Annotated in this window: 26 protein-coding genes and 1 tRNA gene; 23 read left to right on the top strand and 4 right to left on the bottom strand. The window is 71.8% G+C overall.

Features of this window, described 5'->3' with window-relative positions; genetic code table 11:
* Positions 1–571 precede the first annotated feature (571 nt).
* From ABC304_RS15210 to ABC304_RS15130, 17 genes are all read left to right on the top strand, one after another.
* Positions 572–1348, top strand: coding sequence for a hypothetical protein (locus ABC304_RS15210; RefSeq protein ID WP_412931910.1), 777 nt, complete (start codon positions 572–574; stop codon positions 1346–1348).
* Positions 1348–2391, top strand: a complete 1044-nt coding sequence (locus ABC304_RS15205; protein ID WP_412931907.1) for an HAD-IIA family hydrolase — start codon at positions 1348–1350, stop codon at positions 2389–2391. Before ABC304_RS15210 ends, ABC304_RS15205 begins: the two co-directional genes overlap by 1 nt.
* A gap of 17 nt (positions 2392–2408) precedes the next feature.
* Positions 2409–2558, top strand: coding sequence for a hypothetical protein (locus ABC304_RS15200; RefSeq protein ID WP_412931905.1), 150 nt, complete (start codon positions 2409–2411; stop codon positions 2556–2558).
* The gene (locus tag ABC304_RS15195; protein ID WP_412931903.1) at positions 2555–3364 is read left to right on the top strand and encodes a TlyA family RNA methyltransferase; all 810 of its coding nucleotides are present in this window, start codon (positions 2555–2557) and stop codon (positions 3362–3364) included. Before ABC304_RS15200 ends, ABC304_RS15195 begins: the two co-directional genes overlap by 4 nt.
* The gene (locus ABC304_RS15190) at positions 3361–4308 is read left to right on the top strand and encodes an NAD kinase (protein ID WP_412931900.1); all 948 of its coding nucleotides are present in this window, start codon (positions 3361–3363) and stop codon (positions 4306–4308) included. Before ABC304_RS15195 ends, ABC304_RS15190 begins: the two co-directional genes overlap by 4 nt.
* Positions 4305–6002 (top strand): DNA repair protein RecN, encoded by a 1698-nt coding sequence (gene recN / locus ABC304_RS15185; RefSeq protein WP_412931897.1) that lies wholly within the window; start codon positions 4305–4307, stop codon positions 6000–6002. The genes ABC304_RS15190 and recN overlap by 4 nt, the downstream gene beginning before the upstream one ends.
* 47 nt (positions 6003–6049) lie before the next feature.
* The gene (pyrG, locus tag ABC304_RS15180; RefSeq protein ID WP_412932970.1) at positions 6050–7765 is read left to right on the top strand and encodes a CTP synthase; all 1716 of its coding nucleotides are present in this window, start codon (positions 6050–6052) and stop codon (positions 7763–7765) included.
* Positions 7762–8370, top strand: a complete 609-nt coding sequence (locus ABC304_RS15175) for an NUDIX domain-containing protein (RefSeq protein WP_412931893.1) — start codon at positions 7762–7764, stop codon at positions 8368–8370. The genes pyrG and ABC304_RS15175 overlap by 4 nt, the downstream gene beginning before the upstream one ends.
* Before the next feature lie 8 nt (positions 8371–8378).
* Positions 8379–9302 (top strand): site-specific tyrosine recombinase XerD, encoded by a 924-nt coding sequence (gene xerD / locus ABC304_RS15170; RefSeq protein WP_412931892.1) that lies wholly within the window; start codon positions 8379–8381, stop codon positions 9300–9302.
* Positions 9303–9471: 169 nt separating this feature from the next.
* Positions 9472–10305: a ParA family protein gene (locus ABC304_RS15165; RefSeq protein WP_412932968.1), complete on the top strand. Its 834-nt coding sequence runs from the start codon at positions 9472–9474 to the stop codon at positions 10303–10305.
* The gene (locus ABC304_RS15160) at positions 10289–11134 is read left to right on the top strand and encodes a segregation and condensation protein A (protein WP_412931890.1); all 846 of its coding nucleotides are present in this window, start codon (positions 10289–10291) and stop codon (positions 11132–11134) included. The genes ABC304_RS15165 and ABC304_RS15160 overlap by 17 nt, the downstream gene beginning before the upstream one ends.
* On the top strand, positions 11124–11762 hold the full coding sequence (scpB, locus tag ABC304_RS15155; RefSeq protein WP_412931888.1) for an SMC-Scp complex subunit ScpB: 639 nt from the start codon (positions 11124–11126) through the stop codon (positions 11760–11762). Before ABC304_RS15160 ends, scpB begins: the two co-directional genes overlap by 11 nt.
* Positions 11759–12565, top strand: coding sequence for a pseudouridine synthase (locus tag ABC304_RS15150; protein WP_412931886.1), 807 nt, complete (start codon positions 11759–11761; stop codon positions 12563–12565). Before scpB ends, ABC304_RS15150 begins: the two co-directional genes overlap by 4 nt.
* Complete coding sequence (locus ABC304_RS15145; protein ID WP_412931884.1) at positions 12562–13680, top strand: prephenate dehydrogenase; 1119 nt, start codon at positions 12562–12564, stop codon at positions 13678–13680. Before ABC304_RS15150 ends, ABC304_RS15145 begins: the two co-directional genes overlap by 4 nt.
* Positions 13673–14437: a (d)CMP kinase gene (gene cmk, locus ABC304_RS15140; RefSeq protein WP_412931882.1), complete on the top strand. Its 765-nt coding sequence runs from the start codon at positions 13673–13675 to the stop codon at positions 14435–14437. The genes ABC304_RS15145 and cmk overlap by 8 nt, the downstream gene beginning before the upstream one ends.
* Positions 14427–15950 carry a ribosome biogenesis GTPase Der gene (gene der, locus ABC304_RS15135; protein WP_412931880.1) on the top strand — a complete coding sequence of 508 codons (1524 nt, stop codon included), beginning with the start codon at positions 14427–14429 and terminating at the stop codon, positions 15948–15950. The genes cmk and der overlap by 11 nt, the downstream gene beginning before the upstream one ends.
* A 145-nt stretch (positions 15951–16095) precedes the next feature.
* Positions 16096–17001 carry an NUDIX domain-containing protein gene (locus ABC304_RS15130; RefSeq protein WP_412931877.1) on the top strand — a complete coding sequence of 302 codons (906 nt, stop codon included), beginning with the start codon at positions 16096–16098 and terminating at the stop codon, positions 16999–17001.
* Between the two features lie 154 nt (positions 17002–17155).
* Here ABC304_RS15130 and ABC304_RS15125 read toward each other — a convergent pair whose 3' ends face one another.
* Positions 17156–17542, bottom strand: a complete 387-nt coding sequence (locus ABC304_RS15125; RefSeq protein ID WP_412931874.1) for an RNA-binding S4 domain-containing protein — start codon at positions 17540–17542, stop codon at positions 17156–17158.
* Positions 17543–17741: 199 nt separating this feature from the next.
* Between ABC304_RS15125 and ABC304_RS15120 the strand changes: the two genes are divergently transcribed.
* A complete protein-coding gene (locus ABC304_RS15120; protein WP_412931872.1) occupies positions 17742–19130 on the top strand; it encodes an HNH endonuclease signature motif containing protein in 1389 nt (462 codons plus the stop codon).
* 159 nt (positions 19131–19289) lie between these two features.
* On the opposite strand, the gene ABC304_RS15115 is transcribed toward ABC304_RS15120, so the two are convergent.
* Entirely contained in the window at positions 19290–19874 is a 585-nt protein-coding gene (locus ABC304_RS15115; protein WP_412931869.1) for a GNAT family N-acetyltransferase, read from the bottom strand.
* A 143-nt stretch (positions 19875–20017) separates the two neighbouring features.
* Between ABC304_RS15115 and ABC304_RS15110 the strand changes: the two genes are divergently transcribed.
* Positions 20018–20091 (top strand) — tRNA-Pro (locus tag ABC304_RS15110).
* A 76-nt stretch (positions 20092–20167) separates the two neighbouring features.
* Positions 20168–20983: a shikimate 5-dehydrogenase gene (locus ABC304_RS15105; protein WP_412931867.1), complete on the top strand. Its 816-nt coding sequence runs from the start codon at positions 20168–20170 to the stop codon at positions 20981–20983.
* Positions 20984–21027: 44 nt separating this feature from the next.
* On the opposite strand, the gene ABC304_RS15100 is transcribed toward ABC304_RS15105, so the two are convergent.
* On the bottom strand, positions 21028–22053 hold the full coding sequence (locus ABC304_RS15100; RefSeq protein ID WP_412931865.1) for an NADPH:quinone reductase: 1026 nt from the start codon (positions 22051–22053) through the stop codon (positions 21028–21030).
* A gap of 164 nt (positions 22054–22217) precedes the next feature.
* On the opposite strand from ABC304_RS15100, the gene ABC304_RS15095 reads away from it, so the two are divergent.
* Positions 22218–23204 (top strand): aldo/keto reductase, encoded by a 987-nt coding sequence (locus ABC304_RS15095; protein ID WP_412931863.1) that lies wholly within the window; start codon positions 22218–22220, stop codon positions 23202–23204.
* Between the two features lie 65 nt (positions 23205–23269).
* Here ABC304_RS15095 and ABC304_RS15090 read toward each other — a convergent pair whose 3' ends face one another.
* A complete protein-coding gene (locus tag ABC304_RS15090; RefSeq protein WP_412931861.1) occupies positions 23270–24433 on the bottom strand; it encodes a serine hydrolase domain-containing protein in 1164 nt (387 codons plus the stop codon).
* Positions 24434–24483: 50 nt separating this feature from the next.
* Between ABC304_RS15090 and ABC304_RS15085 the strand changes: the two genes are divergently transcribed.
* Together ABC304_RS15085 and ABC304_RS15080 are read left to right on the top strand one after the other, a co-directional pair.
* On the top strand, positions 24484–24780 hold the full coding sequence (locus ABC304_RS15085; RefSeq protein WP_412931860.1) for a DUF1905 domain-containing protein: 297 nt from the start codon (positions 24484–24486) through the stop codon (positions 24778–24780).
* A 109-nt stretch (positions 24781–24889) separates the two neighbouring features.
* Positions 24890–25960, top strand: coding sequence for a YihY/virulence factor BrkB family protein (locus ABC304_RS15080; protein ID WP_412931859.1), 1071 nt, complete (start codon positions 24890–24892; stop codon positions 25958–25960).
* Positions 25961–25977 lie beyond the last annotated feature (17 nt).

The raw sequence follows: 25977 nt of genomic DNA, 5'->3' as shown, positions 1-25977 counted from the left end.
CGAGCGCAGGTCGTACCCGCCCCGCGATGGCGAGCGGAAGTCGTACCCGCCCCGTGACGGTGAGCGGAAGTCGTACCCGCCCCGTGACGGTGAGCGCAGGTCGTACCCGCCGCGTGACGGTGAGCGGAAGTCGTACCCGCCGCGTGACGGCGAACGGAAGTCCTACCCGCCGCGTGACGGCGAGCGTCGGTCGTACCCGCCTCGGGATGGTGAGCGGAGGCCGTACGAGAAGCGCGACGGTGACCGGCCCTACGCAGCTCGCGACGGTGAGCGCAGGTCGTACCCGCCCCGCGATGGTGAGCGGAAGTCGTACCCGCCCCGCGACGGCGAGCGGAAGTCGTACCCGCCCCGTGACGGCGAGCGGAAGTCGTACCCGCCCCGTGACGGCGAGCGTCGGTCGTACCCGCCGCGTGACGGTGAGCGGAAGTCGTACCCGCCTCGCGATGGTGAGCGGACCTCGTATCCGCCGCGCGACGGGCAGGCGCGGTCGCATGCGCCCCGAGCCGGTCGTGATCGCGAGTACCGCCCGGAGGACGAGCTTCGTCCGGTCCGGTCGTTCCACGACGACCCCGTGCTGCCTGACGACGTCACGCCCGACTCCCTGGACAAGGGTGCCCGCAACGAGCTGAAGACGCTGTCGAAGGAGAACGCGGAGTGGGTGGCGCGCCACCTTGCGATGGCGTCCCGTCTCATCGAAGACGACCCGGAGCGTGCGCACGCGCATGCCGTCTCGGCATCCCGCCGGGCCGGACGCATCGCGATCGTGCGCGAGACGCTCGCGATCACCGCGTACACGATCGGCGACTACGCGCTTGCTCTGCGCGAGCTGCGCACCTACCGTCGCATTTCCGGCAAGGACGACCAGATCGCCCTCATGGTCGACAGCGAGCGCGGGGTCGGACGCTCCGACCGCGCCCTCGAGCTCGGCCGATCGGTCGACCGCTCGACGCTTCCCGCCCAGGTTCGGGTCGAGCTGGCCATCGCGATGTCGGGAGCCCGTCTCGACCTCGGCGAGCCGGAGCGCGCGCTCACGGAGCTCGACATCCCCGAGTTGGATCCGGACCGCGCCTTCGAGTGGAGCCCGGCGCTCTTCGCCGCCCGTGCGTCGGTTCTCGAGGAGCTCGGTCGCAGCGACGAGGCGGAGCAGTGGCGCGCCCGCGCCGAGGTCGCTGAGGACGCGCTCGGACTCAACGAGGACGAAGGGTCTGACGAGGTCATCGTCGTCGAAGAGGTCTTCGAGGCCGAGGACGCGGCGGGCGAGGACGCGCCGGGTGACGACGCGCCGGGTGACGACGCGCCGGACGGGGACTTCGGCGACGCGCCAGCCGAGGACGGCGGCCGCGGCTGATGGCGTTGTTCTCCCGAAGCAAGGCTCCGGCGGAGGCGACTCCGCTCGACGGCGTCGATGCGGTGCTCGCGGATCTCGACGGTGTCGTGTACGCCGGCCCCGGCGCGCTGCCCCATGCGGTCGAGAGCCTGAACTTCGCCGGACGCACGCGCCGCCTCGGCTACATCACCAACAATGCGTCGCGCACCGACGCGTCGGTGGCAGCTCACCTGACCGTGCTCGGTCTCGACGTCCGCCCCGAGGACGTCGTGACCAGCCCGCAGGCCGCGATGCGGCTCCTCTCGCCGCGCGTCGCCGCCGGATCGAAGATCCTCGTCGTCGGCGGCGAAGGCCTCGTCGTCGAGGTCGAGAAGGCCGGCTTCACGGTGACGCGCAGCGCCGACGACGCACCCGCGGCCGTGGTGCAGGGCTTCGCCCCCGAGGTGGGGTGGGCGCAGCTGGCCGAGGCCGCCTACGCGCTCGCCCTCCCGGAGGAGGAGGGCGGCATCCCGTGGATCGCCACGAACACGGACTGGACGATCCCGCAGGCCCGCGGCATCGCGCCGGGCAACGGCACGCTCGTGTCGGCTGTCCACACGGCGGTCGGCCGCCTCGCCGTCGTCGCCGGCAAGCCCGAGACACCCATCTTCGAAGAGGCGGTGGCGCGGTTCGGTGCGCAGCATCCGCTCTTCATCGGCGACCGTCTCGACACCGACATCGTCGGTGCGCGGCGGGCGGGCATCCCGTCCGTCCTCGTCCTCACGGGCATCGACCGGCCCAAGCACGTGCTGGCGGCCGGACCCGACTCGCGGCCGGACTTCATCGTGGGTGATCTCCGCGAATTGCACGAGCCGTATCCGCGGGCGACCACCGACGGCGACGTGACGACCGTCCGCGGCGCGTCCGTGCAGATCGACGGGGCCGACATCCGCATCGTCAGCGAGGGGGATCGGCCGATCGACCTCGTCCGCGCCGGTGCCGCGGCGATCTGGGGGAGCGGACGCGCGATCTACGGCTTCCGGGTTCCGGAGCGCCTCTACCACGACCCGTTCCACCGGCCGTAGCGGCGTACGCTGGGCGCATGAGCGATGCGCCCTCCTCGGACGAAGCCCGCGAGCTCGTCAGCCGTCTGCGCGTCATCGAGGAGCAGCCGCTGGCGGCTCGAGCCGACGCGTACGCCGCGCTCCACGACGAGCTCGCCCAGCGGCTCGAGTCCGCGCCGCCACGGTGACCGCCGGATCGCAGCGGCTCGACGCCGCCCTCGCGAGCCGCGGGCTGGCGCGGTCGCGCACACACGCGGCCACCTTGATCACCGAGGGCCTGGTGACCGTCGACGGACGCGGCGTGGTCAAGCCCTCCGCCCCGGTGACGGATGAGAGCGTGCTGGTGGTGGCGGGTGCGGACCACTACGTCAGCCGCGCCGCGCACAAGCTCATCGCCGGACTCGACGCCTTCGGGGTCTCCGTCGCCGGTCGGAGGGCCCTGGATCTCGGTGCGTCGACGGGAGGCTTCACGCAGGTGCTCCGCGAGCGCGGGGCGGAGCCCGTCATCGCCCTGGACGTCGGTCATGGGCAGGTCGCAGCATCGGTCGCCTCTGATGCGGGCGTGATCGTGATCGAGGGATTCAACGCCCGCGACCTCACACCCGAGACTCTGCGCGCCGCCTCCCGCGTCGACGCGGCGCCCGAGGTCGTGACGGCCGACCTGTCGTTCATCTCCCTGACCCACGTGCTCGGGCCTATCCGCGACGTCATGGCCGACGGCGCCGACGCCGTGCTGCTGGTCAAACCGCAGTTCGAAGTCGGGCGCACCGCGGTGCGCGGTGGTCTGGTGACGGATGCCGGGCTCCGCGCCGACGCGGTGACCGGCCTGCTCTGGGCGGCCTGGGACCTCGGCCTGCGCACGCTCGGCGTCATCTCCTCCCCACTGGTCGGCACGCACGGCAATGCCGAGTTCGTCGTGCACTTCGCGGCTGACCGGGGGACCAATCCGACAGAATGGTTGAGCACGGTCAGCCGATTGGCAGGAGAGCGATGATCGACGAGCGTCACATCCTCGTCGTCGCGCACGCCCGCCGCGATGACACGGTGGAGGCTGCGCAGCGCGTCCTCGACGCCCTCTCCTCCGCCGGCGCGCGCCCCGTCGTCACCGCCGAAGACCGGGAAGAGCTCATCGCCGCACTCGGCGACCTCCCCGACGTCCTCACGCTCGGCGACGACGTCTCGGTCGCCGACATCGAGCTGGCGATCGTGCTCGGCGGCGACGGCACGATCCTGCGCGCGGCCGAGATCGTCCGCGACGGCACGGCGCCCGTCCTCGGAATCAACATGGGACACGTCGGATTTCTGGCCGAGATCGAGCGCGATGACATGGACGACGCCGTGCGTCACGTGATCGAGCGCGACTACGGCGTCGAGGAGCGACTCACGCTGCAGGTGCGCGTCAAGGACTCCGCCGACGCCGTGATCTACGAGACGTGGGCCCTCAACGAGGCGACCGTCGAGAAGGCGAGCCGTGAGCGCATGCTCGAAGTGGTCATGGAGGTCGACGGGCGTCCGCTGTCGAGCTTCGGCTGCGACGGCGTGGTGGTCGCCTCGCCGACCGGTTCGACCGCCTACAACTTCTCCGCGGGCGGACCGGTGATCTGGCCGACGGTCGAGGCGATCGCCGTCGTCCCCCTCTCGGCGCACGCGCTCTTCGCGCGTCCGCTGGTCGTGGGACCGGAGGCCGCCGTGGCGATCGAGGTCCTCGAGCGCACCAACGGGACGGGCATCCTGTGGTGCGACGGCCGTCGCTCGCACGAGCTGCCCCCCGGCGCCCGCGTCGTCGTGCGGAGGTCGGAGCGACCCGTGCGCCTCGCGCGGCTGCACCCCGCCGCGTTCACCGATCGCCTCGTGCGCAAGTTCCGTCTGCCCGTCGAGGGGTGGCGCGGCCCGGTCTTCCCGGCGACCGGCGCGATCACCCACCCGGAGCAGCCGTGATCGAGGAGATGCGCCTGCGCGACCTCGGAGTGATCGCGGAGGCGACGCTTCCGATGGGTCCCGGCTTCACCGCGATCACGGGGGAGACGGGTGCCGGCAAGACCATGGTCGTCACCGGGCTGAGCCTCCTGATGGGGCAGCGCGCCGACTCGGGCGCCGTGCGCGCCGGTGCTGCTCAGGCATCCGTCGACGGCGTCTGGATCGTGCCCGACGAGGGTCCCGTCGTCGACCGGGTCCGCGAGGCCGGCGGCGACGTCGAACAGGTGGGGGCGGGTCGCGCGGAACTGTTCGTCGGGCGCACCATCTCGAGCGAGGGCCGCAGCCGCGCCACCGTCGGCGGTCGCTCGGCGCCGGCCGGCGTGCTGGCCGACCTCGCCGATCAGCTGGTGGTCGTGCACGGGCAGTCCGACCAGCTGCGGCTGAAGACCGCGGCCGCCCAGCGCGACGCCCTCGATCGCTTCGGCGGTGCGCCGGTCGCCGCCGCACTCGCGGAGTACCGCACGGCCTACGAGGCGTGGCGCGGGGTCGAGCGGGAGCTCGCGTCGCTCACGGGCGACCGCGACGCGCGCGCGGCGGAGGCCGCAGAGCTGCGCGCCGCGATCGCCGACATCGAGGCCGCGGAGCCGCAGCCGGGGGAGGACGTCGAGCTCGCCCAGCGCGCGGAGCGTCTCGCGAACGCGGAAGAGCTGCGCCTCGCCGCCGCGACGGCCCACAACGTGCTGTCCGCCGAAGACGACGCCCCCGATGCCATCGGACTCATCGCCGAGGCGCGCCGCGCCCTGGAGCGCGCCGCGTCCAGCGACACCGCCCTCGAGGATCTCGCCGGCCAGGCGGCCGAGCTCGGCTACCGTGCGACCGATCTCGCCGCCTCTCTCGCCGGCTACCTCGCCGACCTCGACGAGTCGGGTCCGCACGAGCTGGCCGCCGTCGAGGAGCGCCGCGCCGTCATCGCCGGACTCGTCCGCGCCCACGGAACGCTCGAGGCCGCGATCGATCTGCTGCGCACCGGCTCGCTCCGCCTGGCCGACCTCGACGACGACGGCGATCGCGTCGAGCGACTGCGACACGAACGGGATGCCGCGGCATCCGTCCTCGACACGGCCGCTGCCGCCCTCACCGACGCGCGCACCCTCGCCGCCGCGCGGCTGTCGACCGACGTGACCGAGGAGCTCCACGCCCTCGCCATGCCGGACGCCGCGCTGACGGTGGAGGTGTCGCCGGGCGCCGAATCCACCAGCGGGCGCGATGACGTCGCGATCCTGCTGGCCCCGCACCCCGGTGCGGCGCCGCGCCCCGTCTCCCGCGGGGCGTCGGGCGGCGAGCTGAGTCGCGTGATGCTCGCCATCGAGGTGGTCATCGCCGCGACCGACCCCGTGCCCACGTTCGTCTTCGACGAGGTCGATGCGGGCATCGGCGGGGCCGCCGCCATCGAGGTCGGCCGGCGGCTGGCGCGCCTGGCGGAGTCGTCGCAGGTCATCGCGGTGACGCACCTCGCCCAGGTGGCCGCCTTCGCCGGAAACCACCTCACGGTGGTCAAGGCCAACGACGGCTCCGTGACCGCGTCCAGCGTGACGCGACTCGACGGCGCGGAGCGCGAGCACGAGATGGCTCGCCTGCTGTCGGGACTGGCGGATTCGGATGCCGCGATCCTCCATGCCCGCGAGCTTCTGCAGACCGCACGCGCCGTATCGTGAACCGTACGGATTCCTCCCACCCTCGACTGATAGGCTCGAAGCCCGTGATGCAGACTTCAGATCCGGGACAATCGAACGACACCACCAGGCACATCTTCGTGACCGGCGGTGTCGTTTCCTCGTTGGGCAAGGGCCTGACGGCGGCGAGCCTCGGCAACCTCCTGACGGCCCGCGGACTGCGCGTGGTCATGCAGAAGCTCGACCCGTATCTCAACGTCGATCCGGGCACGATGAACCCGTTCCAGCACGGCGAGGTGTTCGTCACCGACGACGGTGCGGAGACCGACCTCGACATCGGGCACTACGAGCGGTTCCTCGACATCGAGCTCAGCCAGGCGGCCAACGTCACCACCGGCCAGATCTACTCGCAGGTGATCGCTCGGGAGCGTCGCGGCGAATACCTCGGCGACACCGTGCAGGTCATCCCGCACATCACCGACGAGATCAAGCGCCGCATGCGCCTGCAGGCCACGGAGGAGCCCCGCCCCGACGTGATCATCACCGAGATCGGCGGCACCGTCGGCGACATCGAGTCGCAGCCGTTCATCGAGTCGGCCCGTCAGATCCGGCATGAGCTCGGCCGTCAGAACGTGTTCTTCGTGCACGTGTCGCTCGTGCCGTTCATGGGCGCCTCCGGTGAGCAGAAGACCAAGCCCACCCAGCACTCCGTCGCGGCGCTGCGCTCGATCGGCATCCAGCCCGATGCGCTCGTCCTGCGCAGTGACCGCCCCGTCACCGACAGCAACAAGCGCAAGATCGCGCTGATGTGCGACGTCGACGAGGACGCTGTCGTGAACGCCGTCGACGTGCCCAGCATCTACGACATCCCCTCGATGCTCCACGACCAGGGCCTGGACGCGTACATCGTGCGGACGCTGGGCCTGGACACGGCGGGCGACGTCGACTGGACCCGCTGGGGCAAGGTGCTCAAGGCCGTCCACAACCCCAAGCACGAGGTGACCGTCGGCCTCGTGGGCAAGTACATCGACCTGCCCGACGCCTACCTGTCGGTGACGGAGGCGCTCAAGGCCGGCGGCTTCGCGCAGGAGACGCACGTCAACATCCGCTGGGTCCCGTCCGACCTGTGCGAGACGCCGGAGGGCGCGGAAAAGGCTCTCGGCGAGCTCGACGGCATCGTCGTGCCCGGCGGCTTCGGCATCCGCGGCATCGAGGGCAAGATCGGCGCGCTGCGCTTCGCCCGTGAGCAGGGCATCCCGACGCTCGGCATCTGCCTCGGCCTGCAGTGCATGGTCATCGAGTACGCCCGCCACGTCGCCGGCATCGAGGACGCGTCCTCGAGCGAGTTCGACCCCGACACCGCGCACCCGGTGATCGCGACGATGGAGGAGCAGGTCGACATCATCGAGAAGGGCGACCTCGGCGGCACGATGCGTCTGGGGCTGTATCCCGCCGACCTCGCCGAGGGCTCGATCGCTGCGGAGGTCTACGGCGGCCGGACGGCCTCCGAGCGCCACCGCCACCGCTACGAGGTGAACAACCGCTACCGCGACCGCATCGCGGACGCGGGTCTGCTGTTCTCGGGCATCAACCCCGACCTCGACCTCGTGGAGTACATCGAGCTGCCCCGTGAGGTGCACCCGTACTACATCGCCACGCAGGCGCACCCCGAGCTGCGCTCGCGTCCGACCGACGCGAACCCGCTGTTCCGCGGCCTCGTCGGTGCCGCGCTCGAGCGTCACCGCTCCAGCGAGCTCTTCGACGACGTCGAGTCCGAGGACGACCTCGCGGGCAGCGCCGCGTGAGCGACGTTCGGGACGAGGGGACGGATGCCGCGGCGGACGCCCTGCACGACGAGCCCGTCGACCCCGACATCGTCGACAGCGAGCTGGTCTACGAGGGCCGGGTCTGGGACGTGCGCTCCGACACCTTCCGCTACAACGGCGACGAGCTCGTGCGCCAGTACGTGGATCACCCCGGCGCCGCGGCGATCGTCGCGGTGGACGACGACGGCCGGGTGCTGCTGATCCAGCAGTACCGGCATCCCATCCGCCACCGCGACTGGGAGATCCCGGCCGGCCTGCTCGACATGGAGGGGGAGTCGCCGATGGCGGCCGCCGTCCGGGAGCTGGAGGAGGAGGCGGACCTCACCGCGTCGTCATGGGAGCCGCTGGTCAGCATCTTCACCACGCCGGGCGGCAACGACGAGGTCGTGCACCTCTTCCTCGCGCGGGGCATCAGCGCCCGCGACGCCGCGCACGCGCGGGAGGCCGAGGAGGCCGACATCCGCGTGGAATGGGTGCCGATGGACGAGGTCGTCGACGCCGTGCTGGCGGGGCGGATGCGCAACGGCATCCTGGCGACGGGGGTCCTGGCGGCTGCCGAGCTACTGCGCCGGGACGCCCGCTAGGCGGATCGATGCGGCTGGAGTGCGCCGTCGACGCGTATCTGCGTCACATCTCCCTCGAGCGCGGACTCAGCGACCACACCGCCGCCGCGTACCGGCGTGACCTCGCGGGCTATGTCCAGTGGCTGGCCGAGCGGGGCATCGACGACTCCGACGACGTGTCGGCGGCGACGGTGGCCGCGTTCGCGGCGGAGCGGGCGTCCGCGCAGCCGCCGCCCGCGGCATCCAGTCTCGCCCGGCTGCAGTCCTCGATCCGCGGGCTCCACCGCTTCCTCACCCGCGAGGGGCTCGCGACCGACGACCCGACGGGGCGGCTGCGTCCGCCGAAGGCACCGCAGCGGCTGCCGAAGGCGCTGACCATCGAACAGGTGGAGCAGCTGCTGGATGCCGCGGGTCCGGCTCCCGCCGATGCCGCGCCGGGCGATCTCCTCGGGCTGCGCGACCGCGCCCTGCTGGAGCTGCTCTACGCCACGGGCGCCCGCGTGTCGGAAATCGTCCAGCTCGACGTGGACGACGTCGCGCACGGCGACGTGCTGCGCGTGCGCGGCAAGGGGTCGAAGGAGCGGATCGTCCCCGTCGGGTCGTACGCCCGTGCGGCGATCGACGCGTACGCGACGCGCGCCCGCCCGGAGCTCTCGCGACGGGGGACCGCGACGCCCCGGCTGTTCCTGGGTGCGCGCGGGGCGCCGCTCTCGCGCCAGAGCGCCTGGCTGATCATCGTCGCCGCCGCCGAGCGCGCCGGCCTCACCGCGCACGTGTCGCCGCACACGCTGCGGCACTCCTTCGCCACGCACCTGCTGCAGGGCGGCGCCGATGTGCGCGTCGTGCAGGAGCTGCTCGGCCACGCGTCGGTGGCGACGACCCAGATCTACACCCACGTGTCGGTCGACGCCCTGCGCGACGTGTACGTGACGTCGCACCCCCGCGCGCGCTGAGCATCCCCCCATCGCCGTCGTCGATGCCGCGATCGTCGCTCCTGCGGGCCAGCCCTGCGGGCGGCGGCCGGGCGGGCGACTAGGATCGGGAGGCGACAGGGCGAAGTCAGGAGAGTCTGTGGCGGCCACGAAACGAGCAGCGACGCGGAAGTCGGCGGACGACGCGCCGATGGGACCCACCGGGCGTCCGTACCACGGGTTCCCGACCCCGCCGAAGCTCGACGGGCACGGTCCGGCGCGCATCATCGCGCTGTGCAACCAGAAGGGCGGCGTCGGGAAGACGACGACGACCATCAACCTGGCAGCGTCGCTCGCCAACTACGGACGCCGTGTGCTCGCGGTCGACTTCGACCCGCAGGGCGCACTCTCCGCCGGTCTCGGCGTGCAGACCCACGACGTCCCGACGGTCTACGACCTGCTGCTGGACCCCAAGCGCGACGCGCGCGAGGTCATCGTGCACACCGACACGCCCGACCTCGACATCATCCCGGCGAACATCGACCTCTCCGCCGCCGAGGTGCACCTCGTCAACGAGGTGGCCCGCGAGATGATCCTCGCGCGCGTGCTGCGTCAGGTCGCCGCCGACTACGACGTCATCCTCATCGACTGCCAGCCCTCGCTCGGGCTGCTCACGGTCAACGCGCTGACGGCCAGCCACGGCGTCATCATCCCGCTCGAGTGCGAGTTCTTCGCGCTGCGCGGGGTGGCGCTGCTCATCGAGACCATCGAGAAGGTGCGCGACCGGCTGAACCCGACCATCAAGCTCGACGGCCTGCTGGCGACGATGTACGACTCCCGCACCCTGCACTCGCGGGAGGTGCTCGACCGCGTGGTCGAGGCATTCGGCGACGACGTGCTGGAGACGGTCATCGGTCGCACCGTGAAGTTCCCGGACGCGTCGGTGTCGGGTATGCCGATCACCGAGTTCGCGCCCGAGCATCCCGCCGCCCAGGCGTACCTGAGGCTGGCGCGGGAGCTGGTCGCCCGTGGCGCCGTCGCCTGAGGACGACGACACCACCGGCACGGCCGAGGCCGCGTCGCCCGGCGACGACGGCGCGTTCCGCGTCTCGCTGGGCGTCTTCGACGGCCCGTTCGACCTGCTGCTGAGCCTCATCTCGCAGCACGAGCTCGACATCACCGAGATCGCGCTGAGCCGCGTCACCGACGAGTTCATCTCGTACCTGCGCGGGCTCGACACCGAGGAGGAGCTGGACGCGGCATCCGAGTTCCTCGTCGTCGCCGCGACACTTCTGGACATGAAGGTCGCCGGACTCCTGCCGCAGGGCGAGCTCGTCGATGCCGAGTCCGTCGCGCTCCTCGAGGCGCGCGACCTCCTGTTCGCCCGGCTGCTGCAGTATCGCGCGTTCAAGCAGGTGTCGGTGTGGTTCGCCGAGCGGCTGCAGTCCGAAGATCGGCGGCACGCCCGCTCGGTGCGCCTGGACGAGAAGTTCCGCCGCGCCGCACCCGAGCTCGTGTGGACGCTCACGCCCGATGACTTCGCCGCGCTGGCCCTGATGGCGATGACGCCGAAGGAGATCCCCCGCGTGGGACTCGATCACCTGCACGCGCCGCTGGTGAGCATCCGGGAGCAGGCCGCCATCATCGTGACCCTGTTGCGCAGCGCCGGAACGCTGTCGTTCCGCGAACTCGTCGCCGGGGTCGCGGAACCGGGGGTCTTCGTCGCGCGTTTCCTCTCGGTGCTGGAGCTGTACCGCCACGCCGCCCTGTCGTTCGAGCAGCTGGAGCCGCTGGGCGAGCTCACGCTGCGCTGGACCGCCGAGCGCTGGTCCGAAGAGAACCTCGCCACGTTGGGAGCCGACTATGACCGCTGACACCCGAGCAGAGCAGGAGACGGATGCCGCAGCATCCGCATCTCGCGACGAAGAGCTCCGCGCGCAGGACCCCGTCTCGGTCGCGCGCCGCCTCGAGGCGATCCTGCTGGTGATCGAGGAGCCGCAGAGCCTCGTCGCCCTCGCCGCGGCGGTGGGCTCGCCCGTGGCCGCCGTGCGCCAGGCCGTCGAGGGGCTCGTCGAGGACTACGACGGCCGCACCGGCGGACCGCGTCGCGGCTTCGAGCTGCGCGAGGTGGGCGGAGGCTGGCGGCTGTACGTGCGCGCCGAGCACGACGACGTCGTGTCGGAGTTCGTGAACACCCAGGCGCCGTCGCGGCTGTCGCAGGCGGCGCTGGAGACCCTGGCGGTCATCGCGTACAAGCAGCCCGTCAGCCGCAGCCAGGTCGCGTCCATCCGCGCGGTGAACGTCGACTCGGTCGTGCGGACGCTGCTCGCACGCGGCCTCATCACCGAGGCCTTCACCGATGCCGAGACCGGCGCGATCCACTACGAGACGACGGATGCGCTGCTGATCAACCTGGGCATCAACTCCCTCGACGAGCTGCCCCACATCTCTCCTCTGCTGGAAGACGGCGCAGAGGGCTTCGACGAAGGGATCGCACGATGAGCGACGAGGACGCGCGCGACGCCGCCGGGCCCGAGGGCGTGCGCCTGCAGAAGGTGCTCGCCAACGCGGGAGTGGCCTCGCGCCGCGTCGCGGAGGACATGATCGTCGCCGGACGCGTGCGCGTGAACGGCGCGGTCGTCACCGAGCTCGGCCGCCGCATCGACCCCGAGACCGACCTCGTCGACGTGGACGGCACGGCGGTGCAGCTCGACCAGTCGAAGCGCTACGTCGTGCTGAACAAGCCCACCGGCGTCGTCAGCTCGATGAACGACGACCGCGGCCGTCCCGACCTCCGGCGGTACACGAAGGATTGGCCCGAGCGGCTCTACAACGTGGGTCGCCTCGACGCCGACACGAGCGGGCTGCTGGTGCTCACCAACGACGGCGAGCTGGCCCACGTGCTGGCGCACCCGTCTTTCGGCGTGACGAAGGTCTACATCGCCAAGGTCGAGGGTCGGGTGACCGCCCAGACCATCGCGACGCTCACCCGCGGCTTCGACCTGGAGGACGGCCCGATCCGCGCCGACAAGGCCCGGCTGCTGTCGGCCTCGAACGCGGGGGACGGCTCGCTCGTGGAGCTGACGCTGCACTCCGGGCGCAACCGGATCGTGCGTCGCATGATGGCCGCGGTGGGGCATCCGGTCGTCGAACTCGTCCGGCGGCAGTTCGGCCCGCTCCACCTGGGAACGCTCCCCGTGGGGCGCGCGCGGGAGCTGAGTAAACTGGAGAGAGGCGCGCTTCTGACACTGTCGCGCCGCGGGGCGGGTGACGCTGCGCCGACCGAGTCCCAGGAGACCGAGTGAGCGACGACTCTTCCGCGCCTGCCCGCGTGGCATCGCGCGTTCAGGGGACGGTGCGCATCGTCGGAGCGGGGCTGCTCGGCTCGTCCGTCGGGCACGCGCTGCGTGCGCGCGGGGTCGACGTCGTGCTGGCCGATGCCTCGCCTGCACAGCTGCGCCTCGCCGTGGACTACGGCGCGGGCCGGCTGCCCGCCGCCGACGACCGGCCCGCGCTCGTCGTGGTCGCGGTGCCGCCGGACGTGATCGCGGACGTCATCCAGCGGGAGCTCGCCGATCACCCCGAGGCGGTCGTCACCGACGTCGCGAGCGTCAAGCTCGAGCCGCTGCGCGAACTCCGCCGGCGCGGTGCCGATCTGACGAGGTACATCGGATCGCACCCGCTCGCCGGGCGGGAGCGCGGCGGCGCGATCTCCGCGCGGGCCGACATCTTCGTCGGCCGTCCGTGGGTCGTGTGCCGCGACGAGGAGACCTCCGCCGCCGACCTCGCCGTCGTGGAGGCGCTCGCCCTCGACCTCGGCGCCACCCCGATCGAGATGAGCCCCGAGGAGCACGACCGTGCCGTCGCGCTCGTCTCGCACGTGCCGCAGATCGTCGCGAGCCTGCTGGCCGGACGCTTCGTGGAGGCTCCGGACGAGTCGCTGCGCCTCGCCGGGCAGGGCGTGCGCGACACCACCCGCATCGCCGCGTCGGCCCCGGAGCTGTGGACCCAGATCCTCGGCGCCAACGCCGCGCCGGTCGTGGACGTGCTCGACCGTCTCGCCGACGACCTGTCGGCGGTCTCGGCCGCGCTTCGCGAACCGGATGCCGCGGGCTCCCGCCGCGCGGTGGCCGACGCCATCCGCCGCGGAAACGACGGGGTCGACCGGCTCCCCGGCAAGCACGGTCAGAACCGCCGCTTCGAGTCGGTCGTCGTCATGGTCGACGACACCCCCGGTCAGCTCGGACGCCTCTTCGGCGAACTGGGCGAACTGGAGGTGAACGTCGAAGACCTGCGCCTGGAGCACTCGCCGGGCGCGCAGTTCGGCCTCGCCGAGATCAGCGTCGTGCCCGGCGCGGTGCGCCGCGCCGTCGACGGACTGCAGGCGCGCGGCTGGAAGATTGCGAGCACCAATGACTGACCCGAACGACGTGGCCGCAGCATCCCGAGTCTCTGCTTCCTCGCCCGGGGACGCTCCCGTGATCGCGCCCGTGCTCGTCGCCATCGACGGGCCCGCCGGCAGCGGCAAGTCGAGCGTGTCCAAGCAGGTCGCGCGGCGGCTCGACTACGGCTACCTCGACACCGGCGCCGCCTACCGTGCGCTGGCGTGGCTGGCACTGGAGCGCGGTGTCGACACCGCCGACGAGCAGGCCGTGAAGGGCGTGGCCGACGACTTCGACTACGCGATCTCGCTCGATCCCGGCGATTACTGGGTGCGCGTCGGCGTCACCGACGTGACCGACGCGATCCGCGAGCCGCGCGTGACCGAGGCCGTGAGCGGTGTCGCCCGCGTGCGGCCCGTGCGCGAGAGCGTGAACCGGCTCTTCCGCGCGCTGGTGGCCGAGTCCGGTCGCCGCGGCGTCGTCGTCGAGGGCCGCGACATCACCACCGTCGTCGCTCCCGACGCGCCCGTCCGCGTGCTGCTGACCGCCGCGCCCGAGGTGCGGGCCGCGCGCCGCAGCCGCGAGATCACGACGCAGGATGCCGCAGCCGTCGCCGACGCGCTGCACCGCCGCGACGCCGCCGACTCCACCGTCGTCGACTTCCTCACCGCCGCCGACGGCGTGAGCGTCGTCGACTCCACCGACCTCGATTTCGAGCGCACCGTGGAGGCCGTCATCGACGTCGTCACGGTCTCGCTCGGCACCCCACAGACAGGAGCACCCGATGGGCGCTGAAGAAGAGTACGAGGGCGGGCCCGACCAGCTCGCCGAGAAGATGGCCAACCTCGATGAGGAGCTCGCCGCCGCCCGCGCCGAGACCCTCCGCGCGTCGCTGGCCGACTACGACCTCGAGGACGACGATGCGCGCCTCCTCGACAGCGAGGACTACGCCGAGGGGGAGGCGATCTACTCGCCGGCGCTCCCGGTCGTGGCGATCGTCGGACGCCCGAACGTGGGCAAGTCGGCGCTCGTGAACCGCATCCTCGGCCGGCGCGAGGCCGTCGTCGAGGACACCCCCGGCGTCACGCGCGACCGCGTCACCTACAAGGCCGAGTGGATGGACCGGCGCTTCTCGCTGGTCGACACCGGCGGGTGGGAGCCGGACGCGCGCGGCATCGACCAGTCCGTCGCGCTCCAGGCCGAGATCGCGATCGACCTCTGCGACGTCGTCATCTTCGTCGTCGACTCGAAGGTCGGGGCCACCTCGACCGACGAGGCCGTCGTCAAGCTGCTGCGCAAGAGCGGCAAGCCGGTCTTCCTCGTCGCCAACAAGATCGACGACGCGCGCCAGGAGCCCGAGGCTGCGGCGCTGTGGAATCTCGGCCTCGGACAGCCGTACCCCGTCTCGGCCATCCACGGCCGCGGCGTGGCCGACCTCCTCGACGAGATCATGAAGGTGCTGCCCGCGATCTCGGCGGTCGCCAAGGACGAGGTGGCCGGACCGCGCCGCGTCGCGATCCTCGGACGCCCGAACGTCGGCAAGTCCTCGCTGCTCAACAAGGCCGCCGGGGAGGAGCGCGTGGTCGTCAACGAGCTCGCCGGCACGACCCGCGACCCGGTCGACGAGATCGTCGAGCTGGGCGGCAAGATGTGGCGCCTCGTCGACACCGCCGGCATCCGCCGCCGCGTGCACCTGCAGCAGGGCGCGGACTTCTACGCGTCGCTGCGCACCTCTGCCGCGCTCGAGAAGGCCGAGGTCGCCGTGGTGGTGCTGGACGTCTCGCAGCCGATCTCCGAGCAGGACGTGCGCATCATCGACATGGTGCTGGAGTCGGGTCGCGCGCTGGTGCTGGCCTTCAACAAGTGGGACGTGCTGAACACCCCCGAGTACGAGAACGCCGAGCGTCGCCGCTACCTCGAGCGCGAGATCGAGCAGGACCTCGCGCACGTCGCCTGGGCCCCGCGGGTGAACATCTCCGCACGCACCGGACGCCACCTCGACAAGCTCGTGCCCGCACTGGAGACCGCGCTCGATTCGTGGGACCAGCGCATCGCCACCGGCAAGTTCAACGCCTTCCTGTCGGAGCTCGTCGCGGAGCACCCGCACCCGCTCCGCGGAGGAAAGCAGCCGCGCATCCTGTTCGGCACGCAGGCGGGCACGCGTCCGCCGACCTTCGTGCTGTTCACGACCGGCTTCCTCGACCCCGGCTACCGCCGATTCATCCAGCGCCGGCTGCGCGAGATCTACGGCTTCGAGGGGTCGCCGATCGTCGTCAACATGCGCGTGCGCGAGAAGCGGCAGCGGTAACGGCGCGGGCCGTCTGGGTGCGGCGGGTTGTCCGTGGGGCGGCAGGCGGTCTGTGTCGCTGCCCGGGGTCCGTGTCGCTGTGCGGTCTGTGTCGTTGCGCTTCCACCGCGGCCGTCGGCCCGCGACCGTGTGACAGGGTGGAACGGTGACGATCGTGCCGCCCGCCTCCGGTGAACCCCGCCGTCCGTCCGGTCCTCGCGACCCCGGGGACGCCTGGGTGGTCGCCGACTCGGGCGAGAAGTACTGGGGACGCTTCGGCGCGGCGGGCCTGCTCGCCGTCGACGCCGAGCGCGGCATCCTGCTGCAGCACCGGGTGTCGTGGAGCCACTTCGGCGACACGTGGGCGCTGCCGGGCGGCGCTCGGCACGAGCACGAGTCCGCGCGCGACGGTGCATTGCGCGAGTCCGCCGAGGAGGCGGGGGTGCCCGACGGGGCGATCCGCTCGCGCTTCGAGAGCGTGCTCGACCTGGGCGTCTGGTCGTACACGACCCTCGTCGGCGATGTCGTGCAGCCCTTCGAGCCGGTGATCAGCGATCCGGAGAGCAGGGCTCTCGCGTGGGTGCCCGTCGATCAGGTCGATGATCTGCCGCTGCATCCGGCTTTCGAAGACTCGTGGCCCCGACTGCGAGACCTCCTCGACGTTCGCCCGGTCGTGGTGGTCGACGTCGCGAACGTCGTCGGCTCCGTGCCCGACGGCTGGTGGAAGGACCGCGCGGGCGCCGCGCGTCGGCTCATCGACCAGCTCGAGCGGCTGTCGGATCGGGGGATGGATGCCACGGCACTCGGTCTGCCCGAGACGACCTGGTTCCCCGGCTTCGTCGCGATCGTCGAGGGCGCGGGGCGGAGTGCAGAGGATTCGTCGACGGATGCCGTGCGAGTGGTCGCGGCGGAGCGGTCGGGCGACGACGCGATCGTCGCGCAGACCAGGGAGCTGCGTGCCGCGGGACACGAGGTGCGCGTCGTCACCAGCGACCGCGAGCTGGCCGGGCGGGCGACGGATGCGGGCGCGTCCGTCGTGGGGACGAGCTGGCTGCTGGGGCAGCTGAACTGAGTCCAGGGTCCAGTGCGGGGTCTGTCTGTCCGGCTGGCGATTTTGCGCTGATCGGGCTCAGGGTTGATGACCGGTGTGGTCCTCGGCCCTGCGTGATGGGTTCGCGACAGTGGGCTGGTTCGCTCGGTCTCGCCGGTCTCTCAGCCGTCAGCCGTCAGTCGTCGTCGGCGTCGCGGCCGCGGAGACGGTCGATGTCGCGGCGTTCACGCTTCGTCGGGCGACCGGCGCCGCGGTCTCGCACGGGGACGAAGGCGACGGATTCGCGCGGAGGCGGCGGGGGAGTCCGGTCCTCCATGGACTCCGCGACCACGGCGGCCCCGACGCGCTTGCTGATGGGACGTCGGACGACGAGCTGACGGTCGAAGCCGGCGATGCGCACGCGCAGCTCATCACCCGGGCGCACCGGCTGGGCAGCCTTCACCCGATCGCCGTTCACCCGCACGTGCCCGGCACGGCACGCGGCCGTCGCGGCGGACCGCGTCTTGTAGATCCGCACCGCCCACAGCCAGGCGTCCACGCGCGCGGACGAGGCATCCGTCATGGGGCGTCCTTTCGTGGACTGGTGCGGCGGAGTCACGGCCGCTGATGGGGTGGGACAGCTCCATCGTAGGAGGGGCTGCGGACGCGTTCAGTCCGGTCTCCGCAAGGGCCACTCCTCCCCAGACCCGGGTGTTCGTGTCGCTTCCCGAGCGGCTACGACCGGGAAAGGGAGTGTCGTACCTTTGTTCTAAACTCGGGATATGACAGACAGCGTTCCCGAACCGCCGACTTCGGCCGAGTGGCGCGACGATCCGTGGCCGCCGCCGCCCGACGCCGTCGATCTCGTCCGCGAGGCGTCCGATCTGATGGCCGTCTTCAGCGCGCATCGTTTCGTGCGCCTCGACGCGCTGCGTCGCGAGCAGCTCGACGACGCTGCACGTGCGGGGCGAGAACTGACCGACGTCGTAGAGCGCGGCATCCGTCTCGAGGTCGCGGCGGCTCTGCGCATCACCGAGTTCGCGGCCGATCGTCTTCTGACCACGGCGGAAGCACTCGTCCATCGGTATCCCGCGGTGCTGGAGTCGCTGGAGGCGGCGCGGATCACCGAACGCCACGCGGAGCTTCTCGTCGAGAGTCTCGACCAGCTCGGCGAGCGGCTCTCCGACGACACCATCGCGCGCGCGCTCGGCGTCGCCGAGGTCGAGTCGGTGGGAACTCTGCGTCGATCCCTGCGCCGGCTGGTCGACGAGGTGAGAGAGGCCGCGCTGGCCGAGCGCCACGAGGAGGCACTGCGTCGGCGACGCGTCATCGTCGAGACGGCTGCCGACGGCATGGCCTGGCTGATGGCGCTGATGCCCGCTGTTGAAGCGCATGCCGCATACGGCAGGATCACGGCGATGGCGAAGGTCCTGGCCGGGCGGGAGGGTGAGGAGCGCACGTTCGACCAGCTGCGGGCGGACGTGGTCGGCGATCTCCTGATCGACGGTGAGACATCGTCGCATCCGGCCGAGGCGCGCGGCATTCGCGCGACCGTGGCCGTCACCGTGCCAGTGCTCGCGCTGCTGGACGGGCCGGATACCCAATCCACTGAAGTCGAGGGATCAGCGTCGACATCGGGGATCCGACGGGTCGAGGGATCAGCGTCGACATCAGGGATCCGATGGATCGAGGGCTCAGCGCCGTCATCCGAGATGCCGCGGGTGGAAGGGGTCGGCCCGATCTCGATCGCGCAGGCGAAAGCGCTGTGCGGGGGAGCGGACGGGTGGATGCGAATCCTCACGCACCCCGAGACCGGCGCCGTCCTCTCCGTGGGGCGCGACCTGTACCGACCGCCACCGGCTCTGCGACGACTGGTGCGATGGCGAGCGGATCGGTGCATGGCGCCCGGCTGCGGCATGCCCGCCGGTCGGTGCGAGATCGACCACACCGTGGCATGGGAAGCCGGCGGCACCACGGAGCTGTCGAACCTCGCCCCCATCTGCAAGGGCCACCATCTCGTCAAGCACCACGGCGGGTGGCAGGTTCGACAGGTCGAAGGCAGCGGGGGCGCGCTCGAGTGGACCTCTCCGACGGGACGCCGCTACGCCGTGGCGCCCGAGCGCCGAGTGCCGGTCTTCGTGACGGCGGATGACTCCGCCGCGCCGTTCTGAACGTGGGGGCCCTTCCGGCCCCGCGCCGTCCTGACGTCCGAGTCGTTCTGGCCGCACGTCGTTCTGACCGCGCGTCGTTCTTGCTGCGCGTCCACCTTCAGCTCCGCGACAAAGCGGCTCGGCTCACCGCAACGCCCGCCGATAGGTCTGTCGGTGCTCCTAGCTCGTGAGGTCGAGGAGCACGATGGGACGATCGGGCTTCGGGCGCGCCACCTCGCGGAAGCCCGCCTCCTCGAAGACCGAGAGCAGTCCGTGGTAGAGCTCGTTCGCGTGGTGGGTTCCGACCGCCGTGTCCACGGGATACGCCTCGAGCGCGCGGGCGCCGCGATCGCGGGCGAAGGCGATCGCATCGTCGAGCAGGCGGCGGTTCAGCCTGCGGCCGCGGTGCTCGCTGCGCACGGCGAAGCAGGAGACCGCCCACACCCCCTCGTCGTCCATCGGCTCGGTCGAGTTCTGCACGATCATCCTTGTGCGCGCGATACGCCGCTGGAGGGTGCGCGGGCCGACCCGCACCCACCCTGCAGCGGCTCCGTCCACGTAGGCGATGAGCGCAGGCGGCACCTCGCCGTCGAGTTCGGTGCGCAGCATCCCCTCCCGCTGTTCCAGCGTGCTCGCGTTGAACTCCGAGTTCGTGATAGTCCACCACTGGCACTGGCAGGTCGCACCGTCGCCCCCGCCGGTGAGGGCGTGCTCGGCGTCGTCGAAGCGGTCAGCGGTGGCGGGAGCGATGACGATGTCGGTCATGCCGAGACCGTACTCCGCCCGCACGACAGGCGCCACGCCGAACCGCGCCAGGACTGCTCCGTCGGGTGCACGCGTTCGCGGGGGAGCGGGCGACCCGGTAGGATAGTCGAGTTGCCCGCACGCGGGTGGCGACAACAGAACATCGGGATGTGGCGCAGCTTGGTAGCGCACTTGACTGGGGGTCAAGGGGTCGCAGGTTCAAATCCTGTCATCCCGACGGAAACGTCGAAGGGCCGGCTCACGAGAGCCGGCCCTTCGTCGTTCGCGCGCAGCTCGCGCGCCACAATGGGCTCATGCCGATTCTGAACAAGGACATGACGCTCTGCATCTCGCTCGCGGCGCGGCCGTCGAACCTCGGCACGCGGTTCCACAACTTCCTCTACGAGGAGCTCGGGCTGAACTTCGTCTACAAGGCGTTCACGACCGACGACATCGAGGGGGCCATCCGCGGTGTGCGGGCGCTGGGCATCCGCGGATGCTCGGTCTCGATGCCCTTCAAGGAGGCCGTCATCCCCCTCGTCGACGAGATCGAGGAGTCCGCGGCGGCCATCGAGTCGGTGAACACCATCGTGAACGACGGCGGTCGGCTCACGGCATCGAACACCGACTACGAGGCCATCGCCCAGCTGATCGCCGAGCACCGGCTCGACCCGGCATCGTCCGTCCTCGTCCGCGGATCCGGCGGCATGGCGAAGGCGGTGGTCGCCGCCTTCCGCGGCGCCGGCTTCGACGACGTGACCGTCCTTGCCCGCAACGCCGTGAGGGGCGCCGCGCTGGCTGAGAAGTACGGCTATGCCACCCTCGCAGAAGAGCCCGCACCCGGTGCGCGCATCATCGTCAACGTCACGCCCCTGGGCATGGACGGGGCGGATGCCGCGACCCAGGCGTTCGGCGACGACCACGTCGCTGCGGCCGAGGTGGTGTTCGACGTCGTCGCGTTCCCGGCCGAGACGCCGTTGACCCGCGCCGGCCGGGCCGCGGGCGCGCACATCATCACGGGTGCGGAGGTCATCGCCCTTCAAGCGGCGCGCCAGTTCGAGCGCTACACCGGGGTCACGATCACCCCTGAGCAGGTCGCCCGAGCGTCGGCGTTCTCTCGCGAGAGCTGACGCCCGGGACATTCCGCACACGCGCTTCGCCCGGTGGCACGCGCTCACAGCTCGGCGACGCGCACCAGCACCTTGCCCACCGTCGCACCCTCGACGGCGTCGTGCGCGGCGGCCATCTCCTCGAGCGGGAACCACGTCAGCGGCAGACCGTGCTCCTCGCCCACCGGAAGCGCGCCGTCGGCGAGCGCTGCCGTGATGGCGGTGACCGCAGCATCCAGAGCCTCTTCACCGACGGTGTACAGCAGCACGCCCTGCACGCGCACGTTCTTCGCGAAGGTCGGACGCACCGGCATCGCGAAGTCGTCGCGGCCGCCGTCGTCGGCGTAGTACGCGATGCTCGCGTGGTTGGCCGCGATCTCGGCGTCGATCGCCGCGTTCACCGAGATCGACACCTCGACGATGTGATCGACGCCCTGGGGTGCGATCTCGCGCACCTGCGCCACCACGTCTCCCGCGGTGTAGTCGATGGTGTGGTGGGCGCCGGCGGCCCGGGCGAGCGCCGCCTTGCTCTCCGAGCTGATCGTGGTGATGACGGTCGCGCCGGCCCAGCGCGCGAGCTGGATCGCGGCGTGACCCACGGCTCCCGCTCCGCCGGCGACGAGGACGACCCGGCCGTCGAGCGATCCGGGGGAGAGCGCGGCGGGTCCCTGCTCGTGGACGGTCAGCGCCCGATGGGCGGTCACGGCGGGCACGCCCAGGCTCGCACCGAGCGCGAAATCCACGTCGGCGGGCAGCGGGACGGCGCGGGAGGCGGGCACGACCGTGAACTCCTGCGCGGTGCCGGTGGGACGCTCGTGCTGGGCCAGGTGCACCCACACGCGGTCGCCGACCGAGAGGCCCTCGACCCCGTCGCCGACGGCGTCGATGACGCCCGCGCCGTCCTGGTCGGGCACGGTCTCTGCGAAGTCCTGTCGGCGGGTCGAGCCGGCGCGCGCCTTCCAGTCGGTGGGATTGACGCCCGATACGGCGATGCGCACGCGCACCTCGCCGGGGCCGGGCGTGCCGGGTTCGCGATCGACGAGCGTGAGGACGGAGGAATCACCGGGGGAGGTGTAGACGATGGCTCTCATGCCGGTTGGCAACCCGCGCGGCCCGGGCGTCATTCCCCGACCGGGCGATCGCGCACCGCCGACCGGTGTACCGCCGGCCGGCGCACCGCCGCCCGGCGCACCGGCCGCGAGGTCGCGCGGCCATGCCATGCTGAAATCCCCCCACCCCTCCGGAAGAGGACAACATGCAGCAGCGCCCCCTCGGCAGAACCGGCCGCGACGTCTCCGTCATCGGCCTCGGCACCTGGCAGCTCGGCGCCGACTGGGGCGATGTGAGCGAGGAGGACGCGCTCGCCGTCCTCGCCGCCTCCGCCGACGCCGGCGTGACGCTCTTCGACACCGCCGACGTCTACGGCGACGGTCGCTCCGAGACGCTCATCGGCCGCTTCCTCGCCGACCGCCCCGACGCGGGTATCACGGTCGCGACGAAGATGGGCCGCCGCCAGGAGCAGCTGAAGGAGAACTACACACCGGAGAACTTCCGGGCCTGGACCGAGCGGTCGCGTCGGAACCTCCGCACGGACACGCTCGACCTGGTGCAGCTGCACTGCCCGCCCACCGAGGTGATCGAGGACGACGCGACCTACGACGCCCTCGACGCGCTGGTCGCCGACGGCGCCATCGCCGCCTACGGCGTCTCGGTGGAGACCAGCGCGCAGGCGCTCGCCGCCGTCGCCCGCCCGAACGTGACCAACGTGCAGATCATCGTCAACCCGTTCCGACTGAAGCCACTGGACGAGGTGCTTCCGGCAGCGGATGCCGCGGGTGTCGCCATCTTCGCCCGCGTGCCTCTGGCCAGCGGCATGCTGTCGGGCAAGTACACCGCCGACACGACCTTCGCGGCGAACGACCACCGCTCGTACAACCGGCAGGGCGAGGCTTTCGACCGGGGCGAGACGTTCTCCGGCGTCGACTACGAGGTCGGCCTCGCCGCCTCGCGCGAACTCGCGGCGGCGCTGCCGGACGGTGTGACCCTCCCCGCCGCCACGCTGGCGTGGATCGCGAGCCGCACCGGCATCACGACCGTCATCCCCGGCGCCCGCACCGTGGCCCAGGCGACCTCCAACGCGGCGGCCGCCTCCGTGGCCGGCCTCGACCTCGACGCCTTCGACGCCGCCGTGCACGAGGTGTACGACCGCCACCTGCGCGAGGCCATCCACCCTCTCTGGTGAGTCGGCTGAGCTCGCGCAGCCCTCAGCGAGCTCTGAGCGAGCCCCGAGCGGGCGGTGAATCGGGGTCAGCGCCCCGCGTACACCGCCCGTTCGAACGCCGCCACGCCCGCAGCGCAGGCCGGATCGAAGAAGGGCAGCAGCTGCGTCGCCCACACCGCGGCGACACCCGAGCGCCGGTCGATCCAGTAGTGCACGTTCGCCAGTCCCGCCCAGGAGAGGGTGCCGGCCCGCCGTCCGCCCGGCACGTCCTCGTCCGTCACGAGGAACGACGTGGCCCACGACGTGCGCAGCCCCGGGAAGAACTCCGCATCGCGCGTGACCCCGGGTGCGGCGGAGGCCAGCGGGGTGACCTCGAGCCCCGGCATCCCCCGGACGGCGCGCTCGATCGTCTTCTCCTGCAGCACGCGGCCACCGGGGGCCGAGCCGTCGCCGAGCCACACCCGCAGCAGGGCCAGCACGTCGGGCACCGTCGAGAACAGGCCCTGTCCGCCCATGTCGAACTCCGGGGCTTCGGGCGGCTCGACGATGGCCGGCGCGAGCGTGCCGTCGAGACGCCGCCGGTGCAGCACCGCGCTCCGTGCCCGCATGTCGGGGCGCAGGTCGAAGGACGTCGACGTCATGCCGCACGGCCCGCAGATCCGCTCCTGCACCACGGTGTCCAGGCGCTGCCCGCGCACGGCGGCCACGATCAGCCCGAGCCAGTCGAGCGACGTGCCGTAGGTCCAGCGCTCGCCGGGATCGTGGAGCAGGGGAGTGCGCAGGGAATCCGCCAGCGGCGTGGTCGATCCACTCCGGCGCCGCGCCCGAGCGAGGGCGGCGTAGCGCGGGTCGAACATGTCGTACGCGAGACCCGACGTGTGCATGAGGAGCATCCGGCTCGTGATGTCACGCACGGGAGGTCGGGTGCGGATCCGGCCGTCGTCGTCGAGCTGCTCGAGCACCTCCAGCTCGCCGATCGCCGGCAGGTACTCCCGCGCCGGCGCGTCGAGGTCGAGGAGCCCGTCCTCCGCGCACTGCAGGGCGACGGTGGTCGTGAAGGCCTTCGTGACGGAGTAGAGGCCGAGGACGGTGTCGGATGCCGCGGCCTCCGCCGCGTCGTCGGTCACCGCCCCGCGGCGCCCGGCCGCGTGCACGAACGTCGTCTCCGAAGCCGACGTGGTTCCGGCGACGATGAAGGGAATTCCGCCGGCCACCGCGTCATCGATCGAGCGCGTCACGTCGTCGTGCATCCCCCGAGCCTAGGAGACGGTCACGGTAGGGTGCTCAGCGTGAGGCGCGCGTGAACATCGACTTCGACGACGTCGTTTTCCGCTGGGAGGCCCGCACCGACTCGGACTGGTTCTTCACCGCCGTCCCGGCCGAGCTCAGCGAGCTGATCCGCGAGATCCCGCGCCCGACGCGCGGCTTAGGCTCCGTCCGCGTCGACGCCCGCGTCGGGCTGTCCGCCTGGCGCACCTCGATCTTCCCCAGCGCCGACGGGCGCTACTGGCTCCCGCTCAAGCGCTCGGTCCGCGACGCGGAGCACCTCGTCGAGGACGGCCCCGTCTCCGTCGCGCTCATGATCCTCGACGTCTAGCGAGGACGGTCCCGTCTCCGTCGCGCTCACGATCCTCGACGCCTGACGAGGGGCCGACCCGCCTGTCAAGCAGGCGAGACCGCACGGGCGGCCCGCTAGCCTGAAGCGCATGGCCGAGGCATCCCCGTCGCCCGCACTGATCCCCCGACTGATCGCCCGCGCGCTTACCCTCAAACCCGTCCGGGTGTTCCTGCTCTACGGGGAGCGTCGCGGACCGATGCTCGCCGACAGCATCACGTACCGCACGCTGTTCAGCGTCTTCGCGGGCGTGCTCCTCGGGTTCTCCGTCGCCGCGATCTGGCTGGCCGGCAATCCCATCGCATGGCAGGCGCTCATCGACGCCGTGGACAGCGCGATCCCCGGACTGGTCGGAGAGGGCGGCGTCATCGACCCCGACTCGATCAAGGCGCCGGCGGGCTTCACCGTGGCCGGCGTGATCGCCCTCATCGGTCTGCTCGGTGCCGCCATCGGCGCGATCGGCTCGCTGCGCACGGCCATCCGGCTCATCGCCGGGAAGGTCCACGACGACTCGCTGCCCATCATCGTCATGGGCCGCAACCTCCTCCTGGCCATCGCGCTCGGCGGCGCTCTGGCGGTCTCGGCGGCGGCGACGTTCCTCGCGACCGCCGGCATCGGCATCCTGACCGACCTCCTGGGCTTCGAGGACACGTCGCCCGCGGCGATCATCGGCACCCGCGCGGTCTCGGTGATCGCGGTGTTCCTCCTCGATGCGATCGTCGTCGCGGTGATGTTCCGCACCCTCTCCGGCACGCGGCCCCCGCGTCGCGCGCTGCTCACGGGCGCGGTCATCGGCGGGATCGGCCTCACGGTGCTGCAGCAGCTGTCCGGACTGTTCGTCGGCGGAGCCACGTCCAACCCGCTCCTCGGTGTCTTCGCGACGCTCATCGCGCTGCTGCTGTGGATCAACCTCAGCGCGCAGGTGATCCTCATCGCGTCCGCCTGGGTCGTCGTGACGATGGCGGAGGACAGCGATCGGGTGCGGGAGCGCTTCGGCGCCGCGACCTTCGTGCAGCGTCGGGTGCGCCAGGCGGAGGCGTCGGTGCGCGTCGCCACCGACGAGCTGCAGGCCGCCCGCACCGCCGAGGCCGCCGAGCGCGAAGCGACGGAGAAGGCCGCTGCGAAGGCGGCCGCGAAGGCTACCGAGAAGGCCGGCGGCTGACGGGAGCCCCGAGGCCG

It is taken from the genome of Microbacterium jepli (assembly GCF_047237905.1).
Lineage (GTDB): Bacteria > Actinomycetota > Actinomycetes > Actinomycetales > Microbacteriaceae > Microbacterium.
Note: the sequence above shows the minus strand (reverse complement) of the source record. Positions and strands in the feature narration are given on the sequence as shown.

What these genes read in the sequence shown, in the direction of transcription:
- ABC304_RS15205 (WP_412931907.1), top strand. Translation starts at nt 1,348, where the DNA reads ATGGCGTTGTTCTCCCGAAGCAAGGCTCCGGCGGAGGCGACTCCGCTC.
- ABC304_RS15200 (WP_412931905.1), top strand. Translation starts at nt 2,409, where the DNA reads ATGAGCGATGCGCCCTCCTCGGACGAAGCCCGCGAGCTCGTCAGCCGT.
- ABC304_RS15190 (WP_412931900.1), top strand. Translation starts at nt 3,361, where the DNA reads ATGATCGACGAGCGTCACATCCTCGTCGTCGCGCACGCCCGCCGCGAT.
- pyrG (WP_412932970.1), top strand. Translation starts at nt 6,050, where the DNA reads ATGCAGACTTCAGATCCGGGACAATCGAACGACACCACCAGGCACATC.
- xerD (WP_412931892.1), top strand. Translation starts at nt 8,379, where the DNA reads ATGCGGCTGGAGTGCGCCGTCGACGCGTATCTGCGTCACATCTCCCTC.
- ABC304_RS15165 (WP_412932968.1), top strand. Translation starts at nt 9,472, where the DNA reads ATGGGACCCACCGGGCGTCCGTACCACGGGTTCCCGACCCCGCCGAAG.
- scpB (WP_412931888.1), top strand. Translation starts at nt 11,124, where the DNA reads ATGACCGCTGACACCCGAGCAGAGCAGGAGACGGATGCCGCAGCATCC.
- ABC304_RS15150 (WP_412931886.1), top strand. Translation starts at nt 11,759, where the DNA reads ATGAGCGACGAGGACGCGCGCGACGCCGCCGGGCCCGAGGGCGTGCGC.
- cmk (WP_412931882.1), top strand. Translation starts at nt 13,673, where the DNA reads ATGACTGACCCGAACGACGTGGCCGCAGCATCCCGAGTCTCTGCTTCC.
- der (WP_412931880.1), top strand. Translation starts at nt 14,427, where the DNA reads ATGGGCGCTGAAGAAGAGTACGAGGGCGGGCCCGACCAGCTCGCCGAG.
- ABC304_RS15125 (WP_412931874.1), bottom strand. Translation starts at nt 17,542, where the DNA reads ATGACGGATGCCTCGTCCGCGCGCGTGGACGCCTGGCTGTGGGCGGTG.
- ABC304_RS15120 (WP_412931872.1), top strand. Translation starts at nt 17,742, where the DNA reads ATGACAGACAGCGTTCCCGAACCGCCGACTTCGGCCGAGTGGCGCGAC.
- ABC304_RS15115 (WP_412931869.1), bottom strand. Translation starts at nt 19,874, where the DNA reads ATGACCGACATCGTCATCGCTCCCGCCACCGCTGACCGCTTCGACGAC.
- ABC304_RS15105 (WP_412931867.1), top strand. Translation starts at nt 20,168, where the DNA reads ATGCCGATTCTGAACAAGGACATGACGCTCTGCATCTCGCTCGCGGCG.
- ABC304_RS15100 (WP_412931865.1), bottom strand. Translation starts at nt 22,053, where the DNA reads ATGAGAGCCATCGTCTACACCTCCCCCGGTGATTCCTCCGTCCTCACG.
- ABC304_RS15095 (WP_412931863.1), top strand. Translation starts at nt 22,218, where the DNA reads ATGCAGCAGCGCCCCCTCGGCAGAACCGGCCGCGACGTCTCCGTCATC.
- ABC304_RS15090 (WP_412931861.1), bottom strand. Translation starts at nt 24,433, where the DNA reads ATGCACGACGACGTGACGCGCTCGATCGATGACGCGGTGGCCGGCGGA.
- ABC304_RS15080 (WP_412931859.1), top strand. Translation starts at nt 24,890, where the DNA reads ATGGCCGAGGCATCCCCGTCGCCCGCACTGATCCCCCGACTGATCGCC.